The sequence below is a fragment of the Paractinoplanes polyasparticus genome (genome assembly GCF_019710575.1).
Lineage (GTDB): Bacteria > Actinomycetota > Actinomycetes > Mycobacteriales > Micromonosporaceae > Actinoplanes > Actinoplanes polyasparticus.
In genome coordinates, this window is the sequence record NZ_JAHWFK010000032.1 from 81,091 (window position 1) to 95,478 (window position 14,388).

At 72.1% G+C, this 14,388-nt stretch carries 17 protein-coding genes; 8 read left to right on the plus strand and 9 right to left on the minus strand.

Going from position 1 to position 14,388, the window contains the following annotated elements; genetic code table 11:
- Nucleotides 1-150: 150 nt before the first annotated feature.
- Together KXC43_RS29155 and KXC43_RS29160 are read left to right on the plus strand one after the other, a co-directional pair.
- On the plus strand, nucleotides 151-1,158 hold the full coding sequence (locus KXC43_RS29155; protein WP_221379375.1) for a RecB family exonuclease: 1,008 nt from the start codon (nucleotides 151-153) through the stop codon (nucleotides 1,156-1,158).
- 47 nt (nucleotides 1,159-1,205) lie between these two features.
- Nucleotides 1,206-1,910 carry a response regulator gene (locus KXC43_RS29160; protein WP_308129305.1) on the plus strand — a complete coding sequence of 235 codons (705 nt, stop codon included), beginning with the start codon at nucleotides 1,206-1,208 and terminating at the stop codon, nucleotides 1,908-1,910.
- Nucleotides 1,911-1,962: 52 nt separating this feature from the next.
- On the opposite strand, the gene KXC43_RS29165 is transcribed toward KXC43_RS29160, so the two are convergent.
- Both KXC43_RS29165 and KXC43_RS29170 read right to left on the minus strand, forming a co-directional pair.
- Entirely contained in the window at nucleotides 1,963-4,491 is a 2,529-nt protein-coding gene (locus KXC43_RS29165) for an ABC transporter permease (RefSeq protein WP_221379376.1), read from the minus strand.
- The gene (locus tag KXC43_RS29170) at nucleotides 4,491-5,228 is read right to left on the minus strand and encodes an ABC transporter ATP-binding protein (RefSeq protein ID WP_221379377.1); all 738 of its coding nucleotides are present in this window, start codon (nucleotides 5,226-5,228) and stop codon (nucleotides 4,491-4,493) included. Before KXC43_RS29170 ends, KXC43_RS29165 begins: the two co-directional genes overlap by 1 nt.
- A 200-nt stretch (nucleotides 5,229-5,428) precedes the next feature.
- Here KXC43_RS29170 and KXC43_RS29175 point away from each other — a divergent pair, with 200 nt between their 5' ends.
- The 3 genes from KXC43_RS29175 to KXC43_RS29185 all read left to right on the plus strand — a co-directional run bounded on the left by KXC43_RS29175 (nucleotide 5,429) and on the right by KXC43_RS29185 (nucleotide 6,985).
- Complete coding sequence (locus KXC43_RS29175) at nucleotides 5,429-5,950, plus strand: hypothetical protein (RefSeq protein ID WP_255645020.1); 522 nt, start codon at nucleotides 5,429-5,431, stop codon at nucleotides 5,948-5,950.
- A 74-nt stretch (nucleotides 5,951-6,024) separates the two neighbouring features.
- The gene (locus KXC43_RS29180; RefSeq protein ID WP_221379378.1) at nucleotides 6,025-6,837 is read left to right on the plus strand and encodes a DUF4097 family beta strand repeat-containing protein; all 813 of its coding nucleotides are present in this window, start codon (nucleotides 6,025-6,027) and stop codon (nucleotides 6,835-6,837) included.
- 1 nt (nucleotide 6,838) lies between these two features.
- A complete protein-coding gene (locus KXC43_RS29185; RefSeq protein ID WP_221379379.1) occupies nucleotides 6,839-6,985 on the plus strand; it encodes a hypothetical protein in 147 nt (48 codons plus the stop codon).
- On the opposite strand, the gene KXC43_RS29190 is transcribed toward KXC43_RS29185, so the two are convergent.
- A complete protein-coding gene (locus KXC43_RS29190) occupies nucleotides 6,982-7,641 on the minus strand; it encodes an HAD family hydrolase (protein ID WP_221379380.1) in 660 nt (219 codons plus the stop codon). The genes KXC43_RS29185 and KXC43_RS29190 overlap by 4 nt on opposite strands.
- Before the next feature lie 203 nt (nucleotides 7,642-7,844).
- On the opposite strand from KXC43_RS29190, the gene KXC43_RS29195 reads away from it, so the two are divergent.
- Nucleotides 7,845-8,585 (plus strand): YqjF family protein, encoded by a 741-nt coding sequence (locus KXC43_RS29195; RefSeq protein ID WP_221379500.1) that lies wholly within the window; start codon nucleotides 7,845-7,847, stop codon nucleotides 8,583-8,585.
- Here the strand turns inward: KXC43_RS29195 and KXC43_RS29200 are convergent.
- From KXC43_RS29200 to KXC43_RS29210, 3 genes are all read right to left on the minus strand, one after another.
- A complete protein-coding gene (locus KXC43_RS29200) occupies nucleotides 8,582-9,352 on the minus strand; it encodes a class I SAM-dependent methyltransferase (RefSeq protein ID WP_221379381.1) in 771 nt (256 codons plus the stop codon). The two genes, KXC43_RS29195 and KXC43_RS29200, sit on opposite strands and share 4 nt — an antisense overlap.
- An 18-nt stretch (nucleotides 9,353-9,370) precedes the next feature.
- Entirely contained in the window at nucleotides 9,371-9,853 is a 483-nt protein-coding gene (locus KXC43_RS29205; protein ID WP_221379382.1) for an NADPH-dependent FMN reductase, read from the minus strand.
- A 76-nt stretch (nucleotides 9,854-9,929) separates the two neighbouring features.
- A complete protein-coding gene (locus KXC43_RS29210) occupies nucleotides 9,930-10,910 on the minus strand; it encodes an alcohol dehydrogenase catalytic domain-containing protein (RefSeq protein ID WP_221379383.1) in 981 nt (326 codons plus the stop codon).
- A 55-nt stretch (nucleotides 10,911-10,965) separates the two neighbouring features.
- Here KXC43_RS29210 and KXC43_RS29215 point away from each other — a divergent pair, with 55 nt between their 5' ends.
- Together KXC43_RS29215 and KXC43_RS29220 are read left to right on the plus strand one after the other, a co-directional pair.
- Nucleotides 10,966-11,457, plus strand: coding sequence for a MarR family winged helix-turn-helix transcriptional regulator (locus tag KXC43_RS29215; protein WP_221379384.1), 492 nt, complete (start codon nucleotides 10,966-10,968; stop codon nucleotides 11,455-11,457).
- Nucleotides 11,454-11,723 carry a YggT family protein gene (locus tag KXC43_RS29220; RefSeq protein ID WP_221379385.1) on the plus strand — a complete coding sequence of 90 codons (270 nt, stop codon included), beginning with the start codon at nucleotides 11,454-11,456 and terminating at the stop codon, nucleotides 11,721-11,723. Before KXC43_RS29215 ends, KXC43_RS29220 begins: the two co-directional genes overlap by 4 nt.
- 22 nt (nucleotides 11,724-11,745) lie before the next feature.
- Here the strand turns inward: KXC43_RS29220 and KXC43_RS29225 are convergent, their stop codons facing one another.
- The 3 genes from KXC43_RS29225 to KXC43_RS29235 form a co-directional block, all read right to left on the minus strand.
- Nucleotides 11,746-12,465 (minus strand): SDR family oxidoreductase, encoded by a 720-nt coding sequence (locus KXC43_RS29225; protein WP_221379386.1) that lies wholly within the window; start codon nucleotides 12,463-12,465, stop codon nucleotides 11,746-11,748.
- 9 nt (nucleotides 12,466-12,474) lie between these two features.
- Entirely contained in the window at nucleotides 12,475-13,422 is a 948-nt protein-coding gene (locus KXC43_RS29230) for a helix-turn-helix domain-containing protein (protein ID WP_221379387.1), read from the minus strand.
- A 396-nt stretch (nucleotides 13,423-13,818) separates the two neighbouring features.
- The gene (locus KXC43_RS29235; protein WP_221379388.1) at nucleotides 13,819-14,370 is read right to left on the minus strand and encodes a hypothetical protein; all 552 of its coding nucleotides are present in this window, start codon (nucleotides 14,368-14,370) and stop codon (nucleotides 13,819-13,821) included.
- Between the last annotated feature and the right edge of the window lie 18 nt (nucleotides 14,371-14,388).

Here is a 14,388-nt window from a genome sequence, read left to right on the forward strand (position 1 = left end):
GCCCACCGGACGCGCGGCGCGTCCCGTCCGGCCCCGCTGCCGCGCTCCGTTGCTGCCCGCCGCGCTGTCATTCACGGCGTTGATGCTACGGAGTCGAACTGGGAAGTCCCGGAGCACGTTTTGTCGTACCCCTGCCCTAGCCTTTTCCCCATGACAGCACCGACGGTCTCGCCCGCTGACTCCCCGGCCCCGCACACGGGTCCCTCGCTGTCACCGTCGCGCGCTGCCGACTTCAAGACCTGCCCGCTGCTGTTCCGCTTCCGCACGATCGACCGCCTGCCCGAGCAGCCCACCGCCGACCAGGTACGCGGCACGCTGGTCCACGCCGTGCTCGAGGCGCTGTTCGACCTGCCCGCCGCCGAGCGCACCCCCGAGGCCGCGGCCGCCCTGGTCGCCCCGTCCTGGCAGCGTCTGCTCGCCGACGAGCCCGAGCTGGCCGAGATCTTCGCCGCCGCCACCGAGCCGCCCGCCTTGATCGACCCCGCCGGCCACCCGATCACCCCCGGCAACGTCGTCGTCGATCCTGCGGCGGCTGACGCCGAGGCCGACGCGACCGGCGGCGTCGACCCCTCGGCCGCTTCGCCGGCGCGGCTGGCGGCTTTCCTGGCCAGCGCCCAGGCGCTGCTGCCCGGCTATTTCGCGCTGGAGGACCCGCGCCGCCTCGAGCCCGCCGAGCGCGAGACCCTGGTGTCCACCCTGGTCGACGACGAGCTGCTGATCCGCGGCTACATCGACCGGCTCGACGTCTCCCCCGCCGGCGACCTGCGCGTGGTCGACTACAAGACCGGCGGCGCCCCGCGCGAGGCCTTCGAGGGCCGCGCCCTGTTCCAGCTGAAGTTCTACGCGCTGGTGCTGTGGCGCACCCGCGGCGTCGTCCCCCGCGTGCTGCGCCTGGTCTACCTGAAAGACACCGAGATCTGCGACTACAGCCCCGACGCCGAAGAGCTGGAACGCTTCGAGCGCACGCTGGTCGCCCTCTCCCAGGCCATCGAGCGCGCCAAGCGCGACCAGACGTTTCTGCCCAAGCGCAGCCGCCTGTGCGGCTGGTGCAGCCACCAGGCGGTCTGCCCCGAATTCGGCGGCACGCCCCCGCCCTATCCCGTCACCCGCACCGAGCAGCCCCAGTCCGGCCCCGTCGACGACGACCGCCTGGCCTGACCCCCTAGGGTGGCCGCCATGCCCCGCACCAGCCCGCCGGCACTCCGGTGACCCCGGCATCCTCGACCGGCACGACGCGTCCACTGCGCGTCCTGCTGGCCGACGCCGCCCCCATGCAACGCTCGGGCCTGCGCGCCGTGCTCACCGCCGCGGCGCCGGGCGGCAGCGAGATCGTGGTGGCCGGCGAGACGGGTGACGGCGGCGAGGCGGTCGAGCTGGCCCGGCGGCTGTCGCCGGACGTGCTGATCACCGACCTGACCCTCCCCCGGATCGACGGTCTGGGTGTCGCGCGGGCCGTCGCCCGGGCCGGCCTGCCGGTGCGGGTGCTGGTCATGACCGACCACGACACCGACGAGGACGTGCTGGCCGCGATCGGCGCCGGGGCCGCCGGCTACCTGTGCAAGGACGCCCCGGCCGACGAGCTCGTCGCGGCCGTCCGCGCCATCGCCACCGGCGGCGCCGTGATCACGCCGGCCGTCCTCAACCGCATCCTCGTCCGCGTGGCTGAGGCCCTGCCCGCTCCCGAGACCACCACGGCGTCCAAGCTGGACGCCCTGACCGATCGCGAACGCGAGGTCCTGGTCCACGTGGCCCGCGGCCACTCCAACGCCGAGATCGCCGCCGCCCTGCAGGTCAGCGAAACGACGATCAAGACCCACGTCGGCCACGTCCTGACCAAGCTCCGCCTGCGCGACCGCACCCAGGCCGTGGTGCTGGCCTACGAGACCGGCCTGGTCAAGCCGGGCGCCTGATCGGTTCCGGCCCGCGACCTCGGGGCCACGGGCCGGAATCGATCACGAAGCCTCAGTCGTGGGCGATGGCGGCCAGGACGTTGAGGCGGGCTGCCTTGATCGCGGGCAGCACCGCCGCCAGGATGCCGACCAGGGCGGCCAGCACCAGGTAGAGGCCCATCTGGGTCCACGGCAGCACCAGGTCCGTGATGCCCTCGCCGTCCAGGGCCTGCACCACGGCCGAGCCCAGGCCGGCGCCGACGACCACGCCGAGCAGGGCGCCGAAGACCGAGATGACCACGGCCTCCACCGTCACCATGCGCATCGTCTGAGCCCGGCCCAGGCCGACGGCGCGCAGCAGGCCCAGTTCGCGGGTGCGTTCCAGCACCGAGAGCGCGAGCGTGTTGACCACGCCCAGCACCGCGATGAGGATCGCCAGGCCGAGCAGCACCTGCACCATCGTGATGATCGTGTCGAACATGCCCACCTGCTGGTTGATGTAGCTGCTGCGGTCGGTCGCGTTGACCTCCGGGCTGTCCGCCACCAGCGCCTTGACCTGTGGCAGCACCTGGGCCATGGTGGCGCCGTCGGCCAGCCGCACGAAGCCGAGGATCGGCTGGGTCAGGCCGAAGTCCCGGGTCGCGGCGAGCGGCAGCAGGTAGCTGCCGGGCATCGCGTCCTCGTCGTAGGTCGCCACGATCGTGTAACTGCGCTCCTCCCCGCGCGGCAGCTGCACCTTGAGCACGCTGCCGACGGCCCAGCCGTGCTCGGCGACCTCCTGGGTGCTCACCGCCAGCTGATCCGGCTTCAGGGCCGGCAGGGTCGTCTGCCCGAACGCGTCGGACAGCTTGGCGAGGTTGTCGGTGGCATTGATGTACGTGCGTTCGCCGTTGACGAGCGCCTGGTCGTTCCAGACGCCGGCCGCCGACCGCACGCCGGGCACTGCGGTCGCCTGGGCCAGCACCGCATCGTCGAAGGTGGGCGGGCGCGGCCCGTTCTGGTCGCCGCCGATCACGATCTCGGCCTTGACCGTGTTCTCGGCCTGCGCCACGAGACTCGACTTGGCCGAGTCCATCACGACCGTCACGCCGGTGACCAAAGCGATGCCGACCATGAGGGCGGCCGCGGTGATCGCCGTACGCCGCGGGTTGCGCCCCGAGTTGAGCCGGCCCAACCGGCCCGGCACCGACCACGAGAACAACCGTCCCAGCCCGGACACGACCGGCTTGGAGATCAGCGGCGTGAGCAGGGCGACCCCGATGAACGTGACCAGCACGCCGGCCAGGATGAGCCACAACGAGCTCGTCCCGTACAGGCCGACGCCGAGCATCGTGGCGCCGGCCGCGCCGATGACCGCGCCGGTGATGGTGACCTTGGTCAGCGGCCGGTCGGGAGTGGCGACGTCCTGCATGGCGGCGATCGGTGAGATCCGCGAGGCGCGCAGCGCGGGCAGCACCGCCGCGATCACGGTCACCACCACGCCCACGATCAGCGAGCTGAGGATCGCCGCGAGCGGCACGCCCACCGGGGCCGGGTCGAGCCCGCCGCTCATCGAGCCGAACAGCGTGACCAGCAACGCGCCCACCCCGACGCCGGCGCCCAGGCCGAGCACCGCCGCGATCAGGCCGATCACGAGCGCCTCGATCAGCACCGAGTTGATCACCTGGCGGCGGCCGGCGCCGAGCGCGCGCATCAGCGCCAGCTCGCGGGTCCGCTGGGCCACGATGATCGAGAACGTGTTGAGGATCAGGAACGTGCCGACGAACAGGGCCACACCGGCGAAGCCGAGCAGGATGTTGTTGAAGAACCCGAGCGCCTCCTTGAACTGCGCGGAGCTCTCGGCGGCCAGTTGCTCGCCGGTCTTGACGTCGTAGCCGCTGCCCATCCGGGTCGCGATCCGGTCCCGTACGCCGGAAGCCTCGACGCCGTCGTCGGTGCGCACGGTGACCTGGGTGAAGACGCCGGTCTCGCCCAGCATCAGGCGCTGGGCCACCGGCGTGGTGAAGGCGACCTCCTGGACGCCACCGATGCTGTCCCGGTTGTCGGTGTAACCCCACACGCCGACCAGCGTGAACGTCTTCTTGGGGAGCTGGGTGAGCACGCCCACCCGGTCGCCGACCTTGATGCCGGCCGCCTTGGCGACGGCCTCGTTGACCGCGATCTCGGTGTCCTTGTCGGGACCGCGGCCCTGGCGCATCTCCATGATGTCGTCGGTGCCCACCCAGTTCATGCCGATGCGGGGCGGCCCGTAGCTGGTCACGACCTTGCCGTCGGAGCCGATGACCCGGGCGCCGTCGGTGGCCACCACTCCGGTGGCCTGGCGCACGCCGGGCACCTGGCGCACGGTGTCGACGACCGACGCGGGCAGGGGTGTCTCGACCTGCTCGCCGTCCATCTCGGACACGGCGATCTTCGGTTTCGCCTTGACGGCCACATCGGTCGTCGCGTAGCCCTCGGTGAACAGCTTGTCGAACGTGCGCCCCAGGGTGTCCGTGGTGACGAAGGCGCCGGCGACGAACATGACGCCCAGCACCACGGCCAGACCGGAGAGCACCAGTCGCAGCTTGCGGGCGAGCAGGCTTTTCAGCGTCGCGCGCAGCATCAGACCAGCACCTCCCCGGCCTTCATCTGCTCGAGCACCGACTCGGGGGTCGGGTTCTCGAGCTCGGCCACGATCTCGCCGTCGGCCAGGAAGACCACGCGGTCGGTGTAGCTGGCGGCGACCGGGTCGTGCGTGACCATGACGATGGTCTGGCCGTGCTCGAGCACGCTGCTGCGCAGGAAGGCCAGGATCTCGGCGCCGGCCTTGGAGTCCAGGTTGCCGGTGGGCTCGTCGGCGAAGATGACGTCGGGGCGGCTCATCAGCGCCCGCGCGCACGCCACCCGCTGCTGCTGGCCGCCGGAGAGCTGGCTGGGGCGGTGCCCGAGCCGATCGCCCAGGCCGACCGTGCCGATCACCGTGTCCCACCACTGCGGGTCGGGCTTCTTGCCGGCGATGTCGAGCGGCAGCCGGATGTTCTCGGCCGCGGTCAGGGTCGGCAGCAGGTTGAACTGCTGGAAGATGAAGCCGACGCGGTCGCGCCGGAGCCGGGTGAGCGCCTTGTCGCCGAGGCCGGTGACCTCGGTGCCGCCGATGTGCACCGTGCCCCGGGTCACCGTGTCGAGGCCGGCCAGGCAGTGCATCAGCGTCGACTTGCCGCTGCCGGAGGGGCCCATGATGGCCGTGAACTTTCCGCGCTCGAAGCTGGCGCTCACCCCGCGCAGAGCCACCACACGCGCCTCTTCCTTGCCGTAGACCTTCCAGACATCGTCGGCGCGTGCCGCGTTCGTCCCGATCATTGTCAAGCCCCCTGGAATTGGATTCTGCTGGGGCCAGTGTTTCGGTGTGACAGCGTGATGACGTCAGCCCAGCGGCGTACTCGTACGCGGAGATTCGGGTACGGGAAGCACCCAGGGGTTTCTCAGGGTCGACCCTGAGATGTCAGGATGACGGCACGCCAGCTCTTGACTGACGTCATAGGTGACGCCATAGTGGTGTCATGGACTTGACGCCGTACCTCGAAACGCTCCGGGCGGACCTGAAGGCCGCCGCGGCGCCGGCCGGCCCGGAGACCACGCGGGCAGCCGAGCTGCTCGGGCACTCACTCGAATCGTCCGCCCGCCTGGCGCTGCTCGAGGCGCTGTCCGACGCGGCGGCCGAGATCACCACCCGGCTGCCCGACGCCAGCGTCGAGGTGCGCCTACGCGGTCGCGACGCCGACCTGGTGGTCAACCACCACGCTCCCGAGCCGCCCCAGCCACCGGCCCCGCCCGCCCCGCCGGCAGCGCCCGTGCCGCCCGACGGCGACCTGACCCGGCTCACCCTGCGCATGCCCGAGTCGCTCAAGACCCACGTCGAGCAGACCGCGGCCGCCGAGGGCATCTCGGTCAACGCCTGGCTGGTGCGCGCGGTGACAGCGGCCGTCAACGCGCCCATGCCCCCGCCGTTCCCGCCTCCGCCCTTCCCGGGCGGCGGCGGTGGCCGCAACCCCAAGCGCGTGACGGGCTACTTCCAGGCCTGAGCCGCTTCCCCCTTGACCCTGCCCCTCGGTGAGGGGTTTGCCTACCCTCATGCCCTTTTTCAAGGAGACCCCGCATGTACGAGTTCCCGCACCCTCAGCCCGTCACCGTCGCCCTGCACGCCCGCAACGGCGTGGTCCGGCTCCACGCCGAGGACCGCGACGACATCCAGGTCACGGTCGAACCGATGGACGGCAAGGACAGCGGCCGCGAGGCCGCCGAGAGCACGCCCGTCCTGCTCGAGGGCGACACCCTGGTCATCGGGGAGCGCGGCGCCGTCTCGTGGTCGCTGCGGCGCACGCCGAAGCTGGCCATCACGGTCCGCGTGCCCGCCGGCAGCTCCCTCGCCGGCAAGAGCGCCTCGGCCGACGTCGCCGCCACCGGCTCCTGGGAGACGGTCAAGCTCGACGTCGCCTCGGCCGACGTCCAGATCGACGAGATCGCCGGGGACGCCGCCCTCGACAGCGCCAGCGGCGATCTGTCCGTCGGCCGCGTCGGCGGCTCCCTGCGCATCGGCGCCGCGTCCGGCGACATCCGGGTCGGTGACGTCACGGGTGACGTCAGCGCGAAGTCGGCGAGCGGCGACATGCGCTTCGACGCGGTCGACGGGCGGCTGCGGGTCTCGACCGCGTCCGGCGACGTCCGGATCGGCCGCCTCCGCGAGGGCCGCAGTGAGATCAAGACCGCCTCGGGCGACGTCCAGGTCGGCATCGAGGCCGGCGCCGGCGTGTGGCTCGACGTGAGCACCGCATCCGGCCGGACGATCACCGACCTGACCCAGCAGGGCGTCGCCCCGCCCGCTGCCGACGGCCCGGCGGTCGAACTGACCGTCCGCACCGCCAGCGGCGACATCCACCTGCACCGCGCCACCGACAGGAAGGTTGCCTGAGATGCTGCCTGACAACCGCTACGGACTCGAGAACTCCGTCCGCCGCCGCCTGCGCGCCGGACTGCGCAAGCGCACCGACCGTTTCGCCCCGCCGGAGTGGCCCGTCAGCCGGGGCCCGACACCCAACCCCCGTCGCGGCGACGGTTAGGAAGGCTCCAGCAGCCCGCGATGGATCAGCAGGTCGGCCAGGTAGTCGGGGTCCACGCCCACCAGCGAGGTGCGGAGGTGGACCCCGTCGGTCGGCGGGAGTTCCAGCTCGGACGGGACGGCGAGCACCGCCGCGCCCGAGGCGAGCGCGCTGGAGACACCGGTCGGGGAATCCTCGATGGCCACGCAGTCCTCGATGGGGACGCCGAGCAGCTTGGCCGCGGCCCGGTAGGGCTCGGGGTCGGGCTTGGGCATCGCCACCTCGTCGCCGCAGACGATGACGTCGAAGTTCTCGCGGCCGAGCGTCTCGAGGGCGACCTCGACCAGCCGGCGGCCGGTCGAGGTGACCAGGGCGGTGGGCAGGCCGGCGAATCGAACAGCGTGCAGCAGGGCCTGAGCGCCCGGACGCCACACCAGGCCCGCGCCGAACAGCTCGAACACCCGGCTCGTCAGCCACTCGACGTCGGGCGCCTCGGGACGGTCGGGCTGGCCGAGGTCGTCGCGGAAGATCTGCATGCTGTTCGCCATGCTGCTGCCGATCATGGCGTGCCGGGCGGCCGGTGAGAGCGTGCCCCCGGCCCGCACGGCCAGCTCGTGCAGGGCGATCTCCCACACCTTCTCGCTGTCCACCAGCGTTCCGTCCATGTCGAAGAGCACCGCGGCCGGTCGTCGCGCGTTCAGGATGAGCCTCCGTCGTTCGAGGTGAGCGTCGCTCCCATTGTCCCCCGTGGGACCGGTACCGCGCGGCGGTTAACTCCATCACTGTCCCGGCAGACGCCCGTGGGCAGGCGTAACTTCGGCGGCATGAGACGCGTATCGCTCGCGGGGCGCACGGACGACGCCGTCAGTGAGGTCGTGTGCTGAACGCCGAAGCGGTCACCGTCAGCACGCCGCGGCCGGTGCGGCGGTCCGTGCTCGTGCAGCGCTGGACCGACCTGGCGTTCCTGCACTGGCCGGTCGACCCGGCTGTGGTCGCCCCGCTGCTACCGGCGGGCACGGTGCCCGACACCCTCGACGGCGTCACCTACGTCGGGTTGATCGGCTTCCGGATGGAGGGCGTCGGCTTCCTCTCCGGGCCCGGGGTGCCGTACCTGGGAACGTTCGCCGAGACCAACGTGCGCCTCTACAGCGTCGATGCGCGGGGGCGCCGGGCGGTGGTCTTCCGGTCTCTCGAAGCGGAGCGCCTGCTGCCGGTGTTGACCGCCCGGGTGTCGCTTCGGCTGCCGTACATGTGGGCGCGCATGCGGATCACGCGCTCGGGCGACGTGCTGACCTATTCGTCGCGCCGCCGCTGGCCCGGCCCGCGCACCGCCGGCAGCGCGATGGCGATCCGGGTGGGTGGCCCGATCGCCGAGCCGACGCCGCTGGAATGTTTCCTGACCGCCCGCTGGGGCCTGCACACGACGGCCTGGGGCCGCACCCGCCATCTGGCCAACGAGCACCCGCCGTGGCCGCTGCACCGCGCCGAGCTGCTGTCGCTCTCGGACACGCTCATCGGGGCGGCCGGACTGCCTCAGCCGTCCGATCCGCCGGTCAGCGTGCTGTACTCGCCGGGCGTGGCGGTGGCGTTCGGCCGGACCCACACGCTGGCTCCGACCTAGGGCCGGCGAGCCAGCGCGACGTCGGTGTGGATGACGAAGTCGATCGTGCCGCCGTGCGCGTCGACGACGGCGGTCGTGTCGTCCAGCGCGATCTCGGCCGTGATCGGGTCGAGCAGGCGGTAGAGCGAGGTCGACAGCAGGTAGTCGCGGTAGAGCTTCGAGCTGTACGACAGGGCCGACTCGTACCGCAGGCTGCGCAGCTCGGTGAAGCGGCCGTCGGTCAGGTTCAGTTCCGACCACTCCTGCTCGAACGGGCCGAGCGGAAGCTGGGCGGCGGCGCTCCGGCGATGGGCCGTCTGATCGGTCAGGCCGTGGCGGGCGTCGACCTCGGCCAGGGCGGCGTGCAGCCCCGGGTCGGCGACCAGGAAGACGTTCCAGAACGGCGCGAACAGACCGCCCGGCGCGAGCGCATCGAAGGCCAGGTCGGCACGACGGTCCTGGTCGACCCAGTGCCAGGCCTGGGCGCTCACGATCAGCCCGTACGCGGACGGGGGTTGCCAGTCCTCGAAGGTGCTGGTGATCACCGTGGCGCCCGGCACGTTGCGCCGCAGCACGTCGGCCATGCGCTCGTCGGGCTCGACGCAGGTCAGGTCCACGCCGGTACGGGCGAAGAGGCGGGTCGCCTTGCCGGTGCCCGCGCCGACCTCGAGGACGGGACCGGGACCGGCCGCGGCCAGCAGCTCCTCGGCCAGCGCGGGCGGATAGCCCGGCCGGATCCGGTCGTACTCGTCCGCCACCTCGCCGAAGACCGTGCCCCGTTCGCGCATCGGGTCAACGTACCGGTGTCAAGCGATGAGCGCTGCCGTGTACTGATCGGCGGTCGCCGCCGGATCGGCCAGTTCGGCCACGGTCGCGGTCAGTCCGAAGTCGACGACGTCCGCGCCCAGCTCGCGCAGGAGCCGGGCCAGGAACGCCTCAGCCGTCTCGGCCTGCGACTGCACCTCGGCCGTGACCACCGGAACGGCGAGCACCCCGGCCAGAGCGTTGGCCGGCAACTGGTCGAGCAGCACCTTCAACGCCCCGGAGAACGTGCCGCGATAGGTCGGCGTCGCCACGATCAGCAACGCGGCGTCCTGCACCTCCATGAGCGCCGCGCCGGTGGCGCCGTCGTCCGGGGTGAGCAGCCCCGGTCCCAGCTCGGCCACGTCGACCGTGACGAACGCGCCGCCGCCCCGGCTCCGGGAGATCCGTTCCCCCAGCGCGGTGGCCAGCCGCAACGTCCGCGAGGCGGGACTCGGGTGGCCGGAGATGACAACCACGTCCGGCATGGGCGCCTCCTCGTCGTATCAACCTCCCGCCATCATCGACCCCGGCCCTGAAGATTGCCATACGTCGAACGCTTGACTACTTTCCGCTACCCGTGATGACGACCGCCTTGCCGCTGATCCGGTTCTGCTCGATGTCGCGGTGGGCGTCACGGACGCGCTCGAACGGATAGACCGTCACCGGGCCCAGCGTGAGGGCGCCGGCGGCCAGGCGGTCGAGCGCATCCTGCAGCACGGGCTCCGGCAGGTCGGCCGCGTTTCCGCTGTACGCCGTGAGTCGTACCCCGGTCGGCAGGTACCCGATCGGATAGAAGTCGGGGATCGTCCACTCGTTGCTCAGCATCCCGGCGAAGCACACCGTGCCGTGCACGCGGGTCGCGGCCAGCGTGTCCGGCAGCGTCGGAGTGCCGACCAGTTCGAGGGCCGCGTCCACCCCGTCCGGGACGAGTTCGCGGACCCGGGCGGCGACCGCGCCGTCGTCCAGGATCGGATGGTCGACGCCGTTCGCCTCGAGTTCGGCCAGGCGGGCGGGCCGGCGGGTGGTGGCCAGCACGGTGGCGCCGAGGTCGCGGGCCAGCGCGGCAGTGGCGTAGCCCAGGGCCGAGGTGCCGCCCCGGATCAGCAACGTCTGCCCGGCCCGCAGGTCGAGGCCGGTGGTCAGGGCGCCGTACGCGGTCTGCAGCGTCTCCGGCACGGCCCCGAGCACCCGCCAGGGCAGCGCCGACCGGAACGGCACGACCTGGGCGCGCGGCACCACCGTGTAGTCGGCGTAGCCGCCGTCGAAGGTCCGCCCCATGCCGCCCATCATCGCGGCTACCTGCTGCCCGGGCGCCAGATCACTGCCCGGGGCGGCGTCGACCACGCCGACCGCCTCGATGCCGGGCACGATGGGCAGCCGGGCGCCCTCGGCGTACCCGAGACGCAGGTGAAGATCGGAGCGGTTGATGCCGAAGGCCTCGACCCGGATGCGCACCTCACCCGGGCCCGGCACGGGCACGGGCCGCTCGGTGATCCGGAGGTTCTCGACGGGACCGGGCTCGGACAGAACGATGGCTCTCATGCCCCGGTCAACAACATTCCATGGAATCTAATTCCGCGGAAGGTAATCTGGTCCGGTGACCCCGCGCGTGCGATGGCTCAACGACCTCATCCGGCTCGAGATCATGCTCTGGGACCACGTCGACGCCCGCCTCAAGCGGGAGCACGACCTGCCGCTGTCGTCCTTCGAGACGCTGCTGGCGCTCGAGGACGGCGAACCCCGGCGGATCGGCGACCTGGCCGGCGTGCTGCGCATCACCGTCGGAGGCGCCAGCAAGCTGGCCGACCGGGTGCGCGCGGCCGGGCTGATCGACCGCGCCGCCGACCCCGGTGACCGGCGGGCCAGCCTGATCGCCCTGACTCCCCACGGCCGGGCGAGCCTGGCCGCCGCCACGGTCACCTATGACGCCGCCGTGGCCGAAATGCTGGACGGAGTCCTCAACGACGACGAGCAGCGGTCGATGCACGAGATGGTCCGCCGACTCCTCGCAGAGACCACACAGCGATCGCACAGTTGGTCGACGCACAGTAGAGGGGTCACTTCTTTCGGTACCGGAGGTACCCCTTGATTCTGGCTCTCGTCGACTTCGTCCTCCTGCTCGTGCAGCTGTTGCTGGTCGCACGGGCCCTGCTCGACTGGAGCACCGTGCTGGCCGGCCCCGCCCAGGCCGGCGGCTTCCGGGCGCGCCTCATGTCGGGCGTCTACACCGTCACCGAGCCGATCCTGGCCCCGGTGCGCCGCGTCATCCCGCCGCTGCGCCTCGGCGGGGCCGCGATCGACGTCGCCTTCCTCATCGTCTTCTTCGGCATCGTCGTCATCCGCGCGATCATCTAGCCACGGGCTCCGGGCCGCCGGGTCAGATCATCAGACCGCCGGTGGCCCGGATGTTCTGGCCGGTCACCCAGCCGCCCTGCGGCGAGCAGAGGAAGCCGACCACGGCGGCGACGTCGGCGGGCCGGCCGAGACGCCCGAGGGCGGTCATGGCCGCCGCGGTCTCGAGCGCCTCCGGCGGGTTGGCCGAGCGCAGCAGGTCGGTGTCGGTGGCGCCCGGCGAGACCGCGTTGACGGTGATCCCCCGCGGGCCGAGCTCGCGCGCCGCGACCGCGGTGATCTGCTCCAGAGCGGCCTTGCTGGCGCAGTAGAGGGCGAGGCCCGGCGCCTGCCAGGCAGTGTTGAGCGTCGAGATGGTGACGACCCGGCCGCCGTCGCGCAGCAGCGGCGCCGCCTCCCGGACGGCGAACAGCGGAAACTTCGTGTTCACCGCGAAGACCCGGTCGAACTCTGCCGGCGTGAGCCGGTCGATCGGCGCCGCGGTGGCGATGCCCGCGTTGCTGACCAGGATGTCGAGGCCGTCGCGGACCGGGTCGAACATCGCGTCCAGCGTGCCCAGGTCTTCCTGGTCGGCCCGCACGGCCGTCGTGCCGGGCACCTCGGCGACGACCTCGGCGGCTGCTGCCTCGTCCTGCCGGTAGGTGAAGACGACCCGGGCCCCGGCTGCGGCCAGCTCTTCGACGATCGCCCGCCCGATACCCCGTGATCCCCCGGTCACCAGCGCGGTTCTGCCCGTCAGCGTCATGCCGGCACGCTAGGCCCGTTTCGCCCCGCCCGTCTTGGAAGATTGCGACACCACGACCGGCGGCGTCCGCAGATGGGCGGCCAGCGCGGACGGCGTCATCCCGGCCAGCGCGCGGGTTTCGCGGGCCAGATGCGACTGGTCGGCCAGACCGCTCCCGGCCGCGGCCTCCGCCGGCGCCGCACCCGCCCCGAACCGGCCCACCACCCGCTGGAAGCGCGTGATTCGCGCCACCTTGGCGGGCGACATCCCGATGTGTTGCCGGAACCCCCGCTCCAGCCGCCGCCGGCCGACCCCCAACTCGTCCGCGAGCACCCCGATCCGCGGGCAGTCGCCCCGCTGAAGCCGCCACCAGGCCTCCGTCACCGCCGGATCCGGCCGCACGGCAGGGCCGCGAACCATGCGGGTCCCGATCGCCGCGATGTCTCGCCCGGCCGACGTCGACGTGGCCACCGGGGCGAGTCCGTTCGCCCGCCGGCGCCCGGTGTCCGCGAGCTCCGCCTGGAGAATCGCGGAGCTGAGCACCGCCTCCAGAAGGTCGAAGCACTGCTTCCATCCCGGAGCCGCACCCAGCAGCCCTGGCAGCTCCGTGGCGGCGGGCCCCAGCAAATCGGCCAGACCGACTGCGCCACCGCCGAGCTCCCGCATGGGCACTCCGAACAGCACCCCCACCCCCAACGGCGTGAGCCCGAAGCTGACGCCGTGTCCCCACCACGTGTCACCACGGGTCGTAGCCGCCTCCCGAGCCCCGGACACCAGCCCCGACGGCGATCCGAAGTCGACGATCACCGTCGTGGAGGCAAGCGGCAGCACCAGATGAGCGACGGGCCGCCCCAACCCCGACCGAAACCCGGACAGCCCGACGACGTACGGCCGGAGCCACCCCGGCACGGCCCGAACCGCAACCTCGCACGGCTCCTCCGAGACCACCGCCGGCACGGAGTGAATCTGCGCCCCCATGCCGCCAGCCTCGCCGCCGCCCCCACCCCGGTCAAGCACCCCTGACCATGCGACCAGCTTCGATCTTGCCCGGGGTGCCACCGCCTCCCCCGCCCACCCAGGGGAACGGGCTGAAGCTACGCGTTTGTCAAGCAGGGCCGGGCACGCCGTCCACAGGTGTGATGACCCCACAGCGGTTCGTCCACAGGCCGGCTCGATCGTGAGTTGCCTTCGGGAGGCCGCGCGAAATCGGGTTTGCTGTTGGGCGCAACCGCTCACTCAGGCCGCCCGGGTGGGCCGAGCGTCATGGGCGCGCCGGCGCCCAGCTCGGCTCGCCCGGGCCCTCGACGTGAGTTGCGGTCCGTACCCACCACCCCGCCACGACAGCCGGCCCTTGAACTTGATCTTGGATACGAGCTAGACCTTGGCGGGCAACCTGCGGTGCAGTTCGGCCAGCAGCACCTCGGGCGCGGGCGACATCAGGCCCACATCGACGAGATAGACCACCTGACCGTTGCGGCGGCGGGTGCGCGGGGGGCGGCCGGTGCCGTGCAGGGGTTCGGCGAAGTCGTCGTCGACCGGGGTGATGAGCAGTTCGGTGAAGGGGCCGCGGTAACGCAGCGCCACCTCGCCGATGCCGGCCCACGGAATGTGCACGGGACGGCGGCCGGTGGCGGCGAAGTCGAGGCCGCGCATCGAGCTGTGCAGCCAGCCGAGGCGGTTCCAGACAGTCAGCAGGATCAGCGCGGTCACCACCACGGGGACGATCAGGGCCAGTTCGATGTACAGGACCAGGTCGCCGGCCGTGGGAGTGTCGCCGGCGGCCAGCCGGAGCAGGGTGAACAGGCCGAGCGACGTGATCCAGACGGCGGCTACGACCCATAGCATCGTGACGAAGGCCATCGCGCGGGGCTGGAAGAACGTCACCGTGTCGTCGTCGGGTCCGAGCACCTCGTCGATGTGCGTCACGATGGGATTATGCCCTGA